General features: G+C 37.1%; 11 protein-coding genes. 5 read left to right on the plus strand and 6 right to left on the minus strand.

The genetic code is table 11. From position 1 onward, the window contains the following. Positions 1–38 precede the first annotated feature (38 nt). From JYB62_RS15990 to hemW, 6 genes are all read right to left on the minus strand, one after another. Positions 39–2042: a foldase protein PrsA gene (locus JYB62_RS15990; RefSeq protein WP_205646400.1), complete on the minus strand. Its 2004-nt coding sequence runs from the start codon at positions 2040–2042 to the stop codon at positions 39–41. 92 nt (positions 2043–2134) lie between these two features. Then, a complete protein-coding gene (locus tag JYB62_RS15995; RefSeq protein WP_205646401.1) occupies positions 2135–2542 on the minus strand; it encodes an ATP-binding protein in 408 nt (135 codons plus the stop codon). A 1-nt stretch (position 2543) separates the two neighbouring features. Then, a complete protein-coding gene (locus JYB62_RS16000) occupies positions 2544–2876 on the minus strand; it encodes an STAS domain-containing protein (protein WP_205646402.1) in 333 nt (110 codons plus the stop codon). A gap of 17 nt (positions 2877–2893) precedes the next feature. After that, the gene (locus JYB62_RS16005; protein WP_205646403.1) at positions 2894–4960 is read right to left on the minus strand and encodes a GAF domain-containing SpoIIE family protein phosphatase; all 2067 of its coding nucleotides are present in this window, start codon (positions 4958–4960) and stop codon (positions 2894–2896) included. 114 nt (positions 4961–5074) lie between these two features. After that, entirely contained in the window at positions 5075–5386 is a 312-nt protein-coding gene (locus JYB62_RS16010) for a DUF721 domain-containing protein (RefSeq protein WP_205646404.1), read from the minus strand. A gap of 14 nt (positions 5387–5400) precedes the next feature. Continuing rightward, positions 5401–6522, minus strand: coding sequence for a radical SAM family heme chaperone HemW (gene hemW, locus JYB62_RS16015; protein WP_205646663.1), 1122 nt, complete (start codon positions 6520–6522; stop codon positions 5401–5403). A 43-nt stretch (positions 6523–6565) separates the two neighbouring features. On the opposite strand from hemW, the gene JYB62_RS16020 reads away from it, so the two are divergent. From JYB62_RS16020 to porK, 5 genes are all read left to right on the plus strand, one after another. Further along, positions 6566–8269, plus strand: coding sequence for a BamA/TamA family outer membrane protein (locus JYB62_RS16020; protein WP_205646405.1), 1704 nt, complete (start codon positions 6566–6568; stop codon positions 8267–8269). A 2-nt stretch (positions 8270–8271) separates the two neighbouring features. Then, positions 8272–9390 (plus strand): DUF4271 domain-containing protein, encoded by a 1119-nt coding sequence (locus tag JYB62_RS16025; RefSeq protein WP_205646406.1) that lies wholly within the window; start codon positions 8272–8274, stop codon positions 9388–9390. 30 nt (positions 9391–9420) lie between these two features. Next, on the plus strand, positions 9421–10194 hold the full coding sequence (locus tag JYB62_RS16030) for a uroporphyrinogen-III synthase (protein ID WP_205646407.1): 774 nt from the start codon (positions 9421–9423) through the stop codon (positions 10192–10194). A gap of 76 nt (positions 10195–10270) precedes the next feature. Beyond that, positions 10271–11251 (plus strand): PorP/SprF family type IX secretion system membrane protein, encoded by a 981-nt coding sequence (locus tag JYB62_RS16035; protein WP_205646408.1) that lies wholly within the window; start codon positions 10271–10273, stop codon positions 11249–11251. A 177-nt stretch (positions 11252–11428) separates the two neighbouring features. Continuing rightward, entirely contained in the window at positions 11429–12523 is a 1095-nt protein-coding gene (porK, locus tag JYB62_RS16040; protein ID WP_205646409.1) for a T9SS ring complex lipoprotein PorK/GldK, read from the plus strand. Positions 12524–12570: the final 47 nt, after the last annotated feature.

The raw sequence follows: 12570 nt of genomic DNA on the forward strand, positions 1-12570 counted from the left end.
AATCCGTTTTTAAATTCGGCTGAGTAGTTATGCTTCAATTATTGATTTAGAGAGATAAAAGCTTCTTCTTTCGCTTTTGGGTTAATCTCTACTGGATATTTACTTTTTAATTGTTCTAACAAGTCTTTTTCCAACGCCTCTTGATAATCCTTAATCACCAAACCTCTGGTTTCATTGAATTTTTTAGGACCCGCAGGAATTTGGTCTCCTAACAAAACCAAGTGTAAGTGACCATTAGTTTCTATCTCTTGATAACTTTCCGAAAGATTAATTTTGGAAAGGACAGGATGCTTCTTGTATTCTATCAATCCCTTTTCAGTTTGAAATGCAAGAGGATTATTCTGTTTGTAGTTGGTCTCAAAAGCGTCAATGACTTCTTGGGAATAAAGCTGACCTTTTAATTTGGTTCTAGCTCCTTCAAGCTGATTGATATCTAATATTTTCACAATGAAAGCATTTACTCGATCATCCCATTGATAGTTTTGAATATTCTCCTGGAAAAAGGCTTTTTGTCCTACGCTGTCTTCAATTCCCTTTTGCCATACTTCTTGGTTCATCAATGAGAATAAAAGAATTCCATCGTGGTATTCATTTAAAAGCATTTGATATTCTTTGTTATTGGCAAGAATATCTGCTTCCTCTGTTTTATTAAGAATAGAAGCTATGAATCGCTCATACCAAGCATCGAAAGCCGTGGTCTTCGTTTTTATACTTAATTCCTGTTCCTGTATAAATGAAACCAAATCATTCATGGTATAGGTAGTACCTTGAAGTGTAAATAGCTCCTCATCGTCCAATCCCTTCGCAGCTACTGCTCCAGGGATTTGAACTTTCGTAAAGCTTTTTAATTCATTTTCCAAGTTGGCTACAGAAGATTCATTTTCCTCGAAATTGTATCGTGCCTTTTGGATGGCCATTACCTGAGATTGTATCATGGTGGACCTAGAATCCCTCATAATCTTAGATCGAATGTTGTCTTCCAAGTTTTCAAAAGAATCGATTGGTTTCTTTTCTTCCAATCGTAGAATATGGTATCCATATTTAGTCCTCACAGGTGGTGATACTTCCCCAATTTCTGTCAATGAAAATGCGGCCATTTCAAATTCAGGGATCATAGAACCTACCGAAAACCAAGGAAGCATGCCTCCGTTTTGACTGGAGGAAGGATCTTCGGAATAGTTCTTTACAATATTTTCCCAAACAGTACTTTCCTTTTGGATCTCGGTATAGATGTCTGCTACTTTTCTTCTTGCCAAATCTTCACTATTCGGGTCATCTTCGTCAATTCTCACTAAAATATGAGACACTCTCACTTGGCCTGGATTAGGCCTTTTATCATTGACTTTAATAATATGGTATCCAAAATTCGTCATCACTGGATCAGAAACCTGTCCAGGTTGTAAAGAAAATGCAGCATCCTCAAAAGGTTGTACCATTTGTAATGCCGTAAAATAACCTAAGTCTCCCTTGTTGACTTTTGCAGAAGGGTCATCCGAATGCTCAACCGCTAGTTCATTGATATCTGCTCCGGTATTGATTTCATCCCGGATTTTTAAGGCCATTCTCAATACAATTAAACTATCGTCCTTACTTGCATTGGGAGGAAATTGAAATAGGATATGGCTTGCTCTAACTACTTCCTGCATTCTGGAATAGGCTTTACGAAGCTCTCCTTCTTCCAACGAGTTTTTGATGAGGTAAGGAGCTTTTAAGTTTTCTTTGAAAGAGGCAAATTCTCTATTGAATTCTTCTGTTTTATCAAGTCCTAGTTCCTCTGCTTCTATTACTTTCAACTTATAGTTGATAAATAAATCCAGATTATCTTCAAACTCTTCCCTAGACATCCCTGAAGAAGTTGGGGTTGAGCCTTGACCTTTGGATAGTAGGTAGATTAATTCCTCTTTCTCTATTGCTTTGCCACCAATAGTCAATAGATTATCATCTTGGCTATTACCACCTTGCATGTATGCAAAAACGGGGGCAACACTTGCCAAAACGATAAAAAGAGAGAAAATAGTTGCCGAAATTGATCGGTGATTCATGTAAGGGTACCTTAAATTCAGTGCAATTTTACAAATTTATCAGATAATAAAGGGAAATGACTGCTATCTAAGCGATTTAACAAGAATTAGCATCAAAACCACTTGATTAACCGGCACGTATTTTTCCCTTTATTGGACTCAAACTCAATTTCGTCCATAATGGTCTTTACCAAAATGATGCCTAACCCGCCTTTTCTTTTTTCGCTGATCACCTTTTTTAGATCAGGTACTTCATAATCCAATAAGTTAAAAGCCTTTCCTTTATCTGTGATTTCAAAAATTAATTTATCGGGTGATTCTTTAACTTCTAACTTAATTTGGTCGGAACCATTACATTGATGAGAGTGTATGATTAGGTTAGCACAAACCTCTTCCACTGCCAAAGTCAGCTGATGCCTGTCTTTGTCAGATAATTTAAGTTCGTTCAAGGTAGTTTGAAGGAAGCTTCTGAGATCTGCTAATGCAGTGGTTTTACAATATATTTTTAACTGATACTTCATTTTAAGCTTCTAATGCAGCTTTCTTAGATTCGTAAATGTCAATCAATTGATCTAACCCCAAAATTTTGAAAACTTCAAATACTCTTGGCGAAAGAGCAAATATCTTAAGAGTAATTCCTTCCTCTTGAAAATCCTCTAAATAGGACATAAACACGCCTAGACCGGCAGAGGAAATGTATTCCAGCCCACTTCCATCCACTAAAATGGATTTTGAACCTGATTCCGTTAACTCTTGCATTTTTTGATCTAATATCACTGAGTTGCTGGCATCAATTTCACCTTGAATTACCAATAAATCGTGGTTATCTTCTTTATGTGTTTCTATGGTTAGCATATTGAACGCTGATTTCTTTATTCATCTGAAAATTTGACCACCATGATCGAATAATCATCATCTATTAAACCATCTCCTCCTACATAGGCATGAAGAGCATCTATAATTTTTGTCTGGATTTCTTTTGGACTTAATTCATGATATACTTCCAAGAGAGTTCGGATTCTTTCGAAACCAAACTGTTGGGATTTTTCATTTTTAGCCTCAACGATTCCGTCTGTAAACATGACTAAAATATCTCCTGAAGAGTATTTAAATGTTTTTTCCTCAACGTGATTTTCATATTGCTTGTTTCTCAAAATCCCTAAACCAAGGCCATCTATTCCCAAGTATTCAGATTTGCCCACCTTATTTTGATGCATTAAGGTAGGTACATGGCCTGCTCTTGAATGACAAATATTTTTTTCCTTGGTATTGATAAGAAATATAGAGGCGGTGATAAAGTGATTCCTTTCCAAACATCGGCTTAAAGCCGCATTGGCTTTAATCATAAATTGGGCAGGACCAAGGTTTAACTGGATTAGACTTTGGAAAATTCCTTTCATCTGGGACATGTTGAATGCTGCCGATGTGCCTTTTCCAGAGACATCTCCGATGATCATAACGTATCGGTCCTCATCAAGTTTAAAAGTATCGTAATAATCCCCTCCTACTTCATCTGCCGCATTGGAATAGGCCGATATTTCAAAAGTCTCATTATGGTCTAATTTGGTGGGAAGGAGTGATTTCTGAACCCGCTGTGCAATTTTTAATTCCTCTTGGTAGCGTTCATTTTGAATGGCCTGATTTAGTAATCTATGATTTTCAACGGCAATACAAGCTTGGCGTACAAAAGTACTGATGATGTTGATCATCTCTTTATTGAAACCATCTCTTACCTCTTTACAAAGTACCATTCGGCCGATCGCTGATTTGTTAATGACAAGAGGAACCAATAAAATAGATTCAAATCGATCATGGCTTAGCCGAAGTGAAAGTGGGTTTAAATTTTCAGGTTTATTTTCAACCGCCCATTCTTGAGCTAATTTCTGATTTTGAATAATTTCACTTAGCTCTTCCCGCATTTCTTTCTCCATAAATCGTTCTTGAAGAAACCCTTTGGTACTTTCCTGATCTCCCAGTTCCAGCCAAGCAGCATCCGCATAGGCAGCGCTCATACAGGAATCTACCAGGATATCCAATACCTGCTCTTCACTCTCCTCAGGTTGAATGGACTGGCTTAATCGTTGAAAGTTAATGGCCTCGGTCAGCTTTTGTTCAAAAACAGAGGAGGTAGGTAGGTTAAATAAGGTGACTAGAAAACAGAATAGGGCATAGATAAAAATGAAGCTGAATAAAGAAACCAGGAATAAGTTGTCCGTCAAATTCACAACAAACATTCCCCTGTCGCTATACAAAAGGATTTGATAAAAAAGGTAACCACAGCAATTGATGATGATAAAGAGGAAAAGGAGGGATTTCCATTTTTCCCGAAAAGTTAAATAGGGAATCCATTTAAGGTTACCTGATAAAATAACCGCTAATCCTACCAACAGAACAAACCCAAATAAAAAGCTATAGTCAAATGAGTTTTTGTTGAAAAAAATAAAAAACATGGCTCCAAGCATAGCTAGCTCGTATGCCTGCCATTGTTTTACTACTCGTTTTGTTTTTTGGTAAAGGATTAAATGCTTCCATAGTAACGCACTGGATATCAGGAATATTGATATTAATGCAAAATTGACGTGGTAGAAGAAATTTTTAAGGAATGGATCATTGAACAAATGGCTATCCCCTAGTAGAGAATAGAAGAGATTGATCATGATGGAAACAAAAACTGCTACTATACCTGTCGAAGCAGCCCTCCATATCAGGTTCAGAAAGTCGTTTTGACTATTCTTATTGATGGAGTAATTGTAAAAAAGATAAACTGTTAAAAAGAAAAGAATCTCGAGTACCCAAGTGAATTCTGCCGCAATACCGGATTCCAATTCATTTAATAAACCAAAAAGTCTTACCAAATCCACAAAAAGTAATGACAACCAGACCAGAATGGCCAGGAGCATGCTAAGTTTTCCTATATGGATTGATGGTAATTTAATCATGGATTTTGCCCCACAATATTACTCAATGTGAAATAAATTAAGATCGGGACTAAAATATTCTTACTAGATAGAATGTTAAAAAAAGTAAACTTTAGACAGAAGTGCTAATTTCTGTTAGAAACATACCAAGTCTTCGATAATTCCCTGACCAAATTTCTTTTCTATGAGAGAAATGACCTTTCCCTTATTCATTTGAAGGTCCTTTTTGATCGGACCTGAAGACAATTTTACAAAAAGCTTTTTTTCTTTAATGAATACCGAAGAGGTCCTGTCGGCAATGGTTTTTCCCACGATCTCTGGCCATGACTGGACCACACTTTTCTCCTGAAATTTATCTTCTAATCGGTAGGCTTTTAGCAAATCCTTAAATGCTGATTCCAAGGGGGCTACTTCTTTCTTTCTGCCAAAAGGATTTTTATTATTCATGGGATAGCTAAGTATTAAATGAAAAGGGCGGAAGCGATGCTGTCAGCAAGTAGTTTTCCTTTTCTACTCAAAGATAGGGTATTGCGGTTCCAAATTAGCCAGCCTTCCAAATTCATTTTTTCTAAAATTTCTTTTTTCTCGCTCATTAGGTCCAATTGATACTCCTGTTGGATTTTATCAAAATTAATTCCCCAAATAGTTCTTAGACCAGTCAGTATATATTCGTTAATCACATCCTCTGTACTCAATATTTCGGACTCAAAAGGGAGAATATTTTGACCCAAAGTCTTTAGGTACTTTGAATTATTTCGGGGGTTTGCTCCTCTATGGGAGCCGTCAAATGAGTGTGCACTAGGCCCTACACCCAAATACGGAATACCTTTCCAGTAATTAGTGTTGTGTAAAGCAAATTGGCCAGGTTTCCCAAAGTTAGATATCTCATATTGCACGAAACCCGATTTTTCGGTGGCTTCTTGCAGCATCTCGAATTGCTCGGCAACAAAATTCTCATCAGCTTCGGAGAATTTGCCTTCTTTTTCCCATTTACCGAGAGTGGTTTTGGCTTCTACCGTTAAGGCATAACTAGAAATATGTCCAGGGTCTAATTTTAATGCCTCTTGTAAATCTGATTCCCAAATCGAATGATCTCCGTGGGGGAATCCATAAATCAGGTCTATACTGAACTTTTGGAATCCCATATCTCTGGCCTTGCCAATCGCAAGTCGGGATTCCTCTGCCGTATGAGCCCTGTTGTAGAAATGTAGGACTTCCTGATTGAAACTTTGAATTCCCAGGCTTAGACGATCAATGCCTAGATTCTTCCATCCTTTTAAGTTTTCCGAGCTTAAGTCATCTGGATTTGCTTCCAGCGTAACCTCCTTCCAATCACAAGAATAGTGTTTTTGAATCGTATTGAGAATGGAGTCTATCATTTCTTTTTTCAAAAGGGATGGGGTGCCTCCTCCAAAATATACTGTCTCAATGGCTGAATTTTTCAGGTAATTTTTTCTTAGGATCAGTTCTAGGTTTATTTTGCTGACCATTTCTTCCATCCTGCTCAGGTTTGTGCTGAAATGGAAGTCACAATAATGACAAGCCTGTTTGCAAAATGGAATATGTATGTAGATGCCAGCCAAGGTATTTCTCTTATTTTGTGAATCTAAACAATCCCTTTTCTCTTTGAAAAAGCACTTTTCTTTCATGCTCTGTCTGATGCTATTGATCTCGACGGTTTCTTGGGGTCAATCCAAAGTGTGGTTGAAATGGGAGAGTTCCGATTCCTCTTACCGCCAAAATTGGAAAGAATTTCCGAATGAGTTGGAACGGAAGCAAGAATTAGACTCGATATTGGCGGATTTTTTTTCAAAGGGGTATTTGTCCGCATATTGGGATGTTCCTACTCAAGGGATTGATTCTTTATCAGCTCAATTGAATATAGGGTCTCAGTTTATTTTGGAAGAAATAGGAAAGGGAAACCTTCCTGAAGATTTGGTAAAGAAATTTGGGCTTCCAAAACCTGGGTTTAAGGCTTGGAATGAATGGACCAAAACAGTTTTAAGAGAATTAGAAAATAAAGGATATCCTTTTGCTTCTCTGAAATTGGATAGTTTGAAGCGAAAAGGCGAAATTATCATTGCCAGTACAAATCTAGATCCGGGTCCATTGATAAGATGGGATACGGTTCAGGTACTAGGTTCCACAAAAACCAAAGCTAAATATGTTCAAAATCTAACAAGAATTCCTATTGGAGGATTTTTTTCGCAAGAAGAGTTTGAGAATTCTAGTGAGCTACTTTCTAGATCACCTTATTTTGAACTTTCCCAGTCCCCTGAACTTGCCTTTAGGACTCAAAAAGCAAGTCCTGTTTTTTATCTCCGAGACAGAAATGTAAACGTGATGGATGGTGTGATAGGATTGCTACCCAATGAGAATGAACCTGGAAAAATATTGATTACAGGTCAGTTGGATTTAGAATTGTACCATTTAGGAGGGAAAGGAAGGAATATTGCAGTTCACTGGCAACGCATGAATAAGGAAACCCAATCTCTGAACCTGAGTGCAAGAGAATCTTTTGTGTTTAATTCTCCTCTACATATTTCTCTAGATTTTAACTTGCTGAAACAAGACAGCACCTTTCTAAATCGGTATTTTGGGTTGGATTTTGATTATGAAATTTCCAATAGATCTACCATTCAATTCTTTACGAAACGCCAAGCGAGTGATTTGATTTCAACTGTAGCCTTCCAAGATGTGGAGGAATTGCCTGATTTGGCAGACTTTCGATGGAATGTTTACGGAATTGGAGTAGATTATAATGGCTTGGACCGTCTTTTTTCTCCAAGAAAAGGGATTTGGCTTAGGGCTGAGTTTGCAGCAGGCAACAAAAGAATCATTCAAAACACTGGGATTCCAGAAGTAGCTTATCAAAATATTGATTTGAATACGCCACAGCTTGCTGCCACCATTCAGCTAGAAAAACATGTATATGTAAAAAAAAGCTGGGGGATGTGGTTTCGAGGAAGTTCAGGATTTGTCAGAAACAAGAATCTATTTTTGAACGACCTAATCAGGCTAGGAGGACTCAAGACCATAAGAGGCTTCAATGAAAATTTCTTTTATGCCAAAAATTACGGCTACATTAATATGGAGCAGCGTCTTTTTTTTGGAGAGGACTCCTATTTAATGGTGTTTACGGATATTGGATATTTAAAAAACCCAATCTTAGAAAAGAAGGATGATTTTCCAGTTTCATTTGGGGCAGGCATAAATTTAGAGACAGGCAATGGAGTTTTTAGATTTATTTATGGATTAGGTAAATCTAATTTGCAACCTTTGTCTTTCTCTTATTCCAAGATTCACTTTGGTTATCTGGCCAGGTTCTGAGCATGAAGCGAAACGTATTATTAATTTTAGTTTTTTGGTTGCTATTGGGTGTAAATTCCACTTATGCTCAAGTTTTACAGGATTATAGTTCTTCCTGGGAAAAGGGAAAAGGTGAAACGTGGATTCGTCCTAATGATAGGTTGGTTCTCCAGCTTGATTTGAGCACCTTCCCATTAGCTAATATTTCATTTTCATTTCCTGAAAAATCAGTAGTATTTATAGGTGAAAAATTGTGGATTTATGCCAATGGCGATACTACTTTTTCAAAACCCATTGGAGAACTAACCAATGAATTTGACCGAAAAGATCTGGAGTTGATAGTTTTCAAAAAAGGAATTGAAATCGGAGATGCCAAAATTCAAAAAATCCTACAACCTACAGCGATTACCAATGAGTTGGGCAAGGTAAATGAGCAAGTGGGAGCAGTCAGAAGATTTGATAGACAAGATTTAAGAGATTTTTATTTTGTAGCTGTTCTGATCATTCTATTGATTTTGGCAGTCTATAAGGTAGCTTATCCTTATTTATTTTCCTCGATTATTCGGCCAGAATCCTTATTGACTGCTGAGGATTTTTCAGACTCCGGAAGTCTTCAGAAATTCTTTTCCTCTGATGTCTTATTTTATCTGCTTTTGGTCAATTTAATGACTTCTTTGGTTGCGGTAATTGGGTTGGTCTTTTACAGGCAAATTTGGTTGGAAACCTGGATTGGGATTGACTTCAAGTCTCTGTTTATTTTATGGGGCCTTGGGGCCATAGGTTTTTTCATCATTACTATTCTGAAGTTTATTGGAATTAGGATAGTTGCGTACTTATTTGATTTAAGGAGATTAGAGTTTGCTCATTTCTTTTATCTCTTGAGACTTGTGGTGTTAGGGATTACTGGATTTGTCTTAATAATTGCATTTTTTTTAGTGAATGAATTTTCTTCTGCTAAAGAGGCGATAGGTGTCTCATTGTCAGTGTTTTTCTGGGTTTATATCCTTGGTGTGTTAGGTCTTTTTATAATAATGATGAATAGACTAAGCTTTAAGAAATATCATTTATTTACTTACCTTTGCATCGCAGAATTAGTGCCTTTTTTAATCATGGCTAAGTGGGTCATGGTTTTAGGTCAGTAAGATTTGGATGATCAAAGCATAATAAACAGCATGAGTGCAGTAAGCAAAGACAGGTTAAGGCCAGTAAAAAGTATCCTTGTTTCTCAACCAAAACCAGCGGGCGAAAATTCTCCTTATGTTCAGTTGGCAGAGAAGTATAATTTGAAGATTGATTTCAGGCAATTTATTAAAGTGGAGCCCGTTCCACCCAAAGAGTTTAGAAAACAAAAAATTGATATCTTAAAGCATACTGCCATTATTTTCACCAGCAGGAATGCGATTGATCATTTCTTTGCTATATGTAAAGACTTTAAGATTGAGATGCCAGCAGAAATGAAATATTTCTGTATTTCTGATCAGACTGCTCATTATCTTCAAAAGTATATTGTAATCCGTAAACGTAAATTATTCGTAGGTCAAAAGACCGCAGAAGATTTATTCGATTATTTCAAAAAGCATAAATCAGAGAAGTATTTGTTTCCATGCTCTGACATTCGGAAAGATGTAATTCCTGATTATATGGAAAAGAATGGGATTGCATTTACTGAAGCAATTATTTATCATACGTTGGCTGCAGATTTATCTGATTTGGCTGATGTGAAGTATGATATTTTGGCGTTCTTCAGTCCTTCCGGAATAAAATCATTGAAAGTAAACTTCCCTGATTTTGTGCAAGGAAAAACAAGAATTGCGGCATTTGGACCTACTACAGCAAAAGCGGTAAGGGAATTGGACCTGATTTTGGATATCGAAGCACCGCTTCCAAATGCGCCAAGTATGACTGGAGCCTTGGAGCTTTACATCAAAAAGGCGAATAATTTGTAAATCTTAGAATCAATTTCTGTGGTTTTTCAGTTTAAATCATTACAATAGTTTTCAGATTCGAAAAAACCACGCTCAAATGATTCATAGCGGCCATTGGAAGTACTTTTTAAGTAGTCTTGTTTTAATAGCCATCTATGCTGGAGTTTCTCCAGTGCTTGCTCAGCAGGATGCCCAGTTTACCCAATACATGTATAATGGGATGTATTACAATCCTGCTTTTGCAGGGAAGGATGGAGGATTCAGGTTTTCTGCACTTCATCGGTCTCAATGGGCAAACTACCGTACTTCCTCTGGTCAACGAGGAGCCCCAGTCAGCCAGCTGCTTACTGCACAGGGTAGGTTAGATTCCAAAAACATTGGTTATGGAATAAACATAGTCAATGACAATATTGGAGCGAGTTCTAATTTGGAAGTTAATCTTCAGGGGGCTTATCATAAAAAAATAAAAAGATCTAATATTAGTGTAGGAGTTTCATTTGGAATGTTTTCCAGCTCTTTGGATTATGGTGAATTGATTGTGGTGAATCCTGAGCCGAATTTGCCTACATCAGGTAAAGAAAGCCAGATGAATTTCAATATTGGAGCGGGGGTGTTATTCGATCGAGGAGATTATTATGTAGGTGTGAGCAGTCGACATATTAATGAGCCAAACTTTGATTTTGGAGATGGATCATATGCCAATCAACTGAAAAATCATTCTTACTTATTATTCGGTTATAGGTTTAGACCTATAGGACAATTAGCGATTGAGCCTAGTTTTTTATTAAAGACAGTTTCTTTTAATAATTTTTCTTACGATGTGAGCGTTATTGCTACACACCAAAACAAAATAAGTGGTGGTTTAGCCTTTAGAGGGGAAGAATCCATTTCTTTTATCCTTGGTTACAGTATATTAAAGGATAATTCCTTAAAATTGGGCTATGCTTTTGATTTAGTGGTAGGTGGATTGGAAGCAAAAGCTCCTACTAGTCATGAGTTAATGCTGAGATATACTTTGTCTGATGTTAGTAGGCAAGTAGAAAGAGTTATTCAAAGAACTCCACGATTTAGATTCTAGGATGCTAGATTGTGAAATTTCCTAAAAAAGGCGGGAAAATTGAAACTTAAACCTGACTAAACCGTAGCTGGAAAATTTGGCAGGTTATTTGCATTATTGAGCCAAATTCAGCTAAATTTCGAAGCTTGAGAGTATAATATATTGGGCACTAATTTGATGAACTCAAAAACGTCATTTATGTATAAAAAAATGAATTTTCGTCTATTACCGATCATGTTAGGATTGGCAGTAGCGACACTATTACCTGGCTGCGGTCTTTTTAATAAGAAAGGATCTGCCAGCGAAAAGGTTAATAGAAGAGGAGAAGTAACCGGAGTTCCTAAAAGGGAAAATTGGCAACAAAACCTTCCATATGATATGGTTCCGATTAAAGCGGGAACATTTTGGATGGGACAATCCGATGAGGATATTGCCTATACTCAATCTTCGATGAATAAGCAGATTACCATCTCGGAATTTTTTATGGATAAGTACGAGGTGTCCAATAATAAGTATCGCCAGTTCTTGGAAGCTGTTAAAAGCGGTCAATTGGAAACAGGTACTCCTACTACCTTAAAGGAGCCGCCAACTTTTAACTTGGATGAATTGAAACCAGATACAACAGTTTGGTCCACCAGTTTTTCATACCATTATGGAGATCCTTTGATGGAGTTTTATTTTGATCACCCTGCATTTGACAACTATCCAGTAGTTGGGATTTCTTGGGATCAGGCCAAACAATACTGTGAATGGAGAACCTATCACATGAGAGCCAACGATGAATCTGAATATGATCTAACGCCGTTCAGGTTGCCATCAGAAGCAGAATGGGAATATGCAGCCAAAGGTGGTAAAGATGTTGCTAAATATCCTTGGGGTGGTCCATATTTGAAGAATAAGAGAGGATGTCTTATGGCTAACTTCAAACCAGGAAGAGGTAATTACATAGACGATGGATTTCCTTACACTGCTCCTGTAGACGTTTTTGCTCCCAATGGATTTGGTCTTTATAATATGTCAGGAAACGTAGCAGAATGGGTTTTGGATGCCTATGCCGCTACTTCAAGTGCCATAACTTGGGATTTGAACCCTGTATATGATATTCCAAGTGAGCCTAGAAAAATCGTAAGAGGCGGAAGCTGGAAAGATATTGCGCATTACTTGGAAACTAGTACTAGAACCTATGAATATGAAGATGTGGCGCAAGCTCACATTGGTTTTAGAACGGTGATGACATTTATTGGTCGATCTGGATCTATGGATGTGAAATCATCAAGAAGAAGAAAAAGATAATACCAAACACATAAATAATTCCACGATTAAAAACCTAACACCTTAAT

Source organism: Algoriphagus lutimaris, from assembly GCF_017051705.1.
In the GTDB taxonomy this organism is placed as follows: Bacteria; Bacteroidota; Bacteroidia; order Cytophagales; family Cyclobacteriaceae; genus Algoriphagus; species Algoriphagus lutimaris.

Coding starts and splice junctions, on each gene's coding strand:
- JYB62_RS16000 (WP_205646402.1), bottom strand. CDS start 2,876: ATGCTAACCATAGAAACACATAAAGAAGATAACCACGATTTATTGGTA.
- JYB62_RS15990 (WP_205646400.1), bottom strand. CDS start 2,042: ATGAATCACCGATCAATTTCGGCAACTATTTTCTCTCTTTTTATCGTT.
- JYB62_RS15995 (WP_205646401.1), bottom strand. CDS start 2,542: ATGAAGTATCAGTTAAAAATATATTGTAAAACCACTGCATTAGCAGAT.
- JYB62_RS16025 (WP_205646406.1), top strand. CDS start 8,272: ATGAAGCGAAACGTATTATTAATTTTAGTTTTTTGGTTGCTATTGGGT.
- JYB62_RS16005 (WP_205646403.1), bottom strand. CDS start 4,960: ATGATTAAATTACCATCAATCCATATAGGAAAACTTAGCATGCTCCTG.
- JYB62_RS16010 (WP_205646404.1), bottom strand. CDS start 5,386: ATGAATAATAAAAATCCTTTTGGCAGAAAGAAAGAAGTAGCCCCCTTG.
- porK (WP_205646409.1), top strand. CDS start 11,429: ATGTATAAAAAAATGAATTTTCGTCTATTACCGATCATGTTAGGATTG.
- JYB62_RS16035 (WP_205646408.1), top strand. CDS start 10,271: ATGATTCATAGCGGCCATTGGAAGTACTTTTTAAGTAGTCTTGTTTTA.
- JYB62_RS16030 (WP_205646407.1), top strand. CDS start 9,421: ATGAGTGCAGTAAGCAAAGACAGGTTAAGGCCAGTAAAAAGTATCCTT.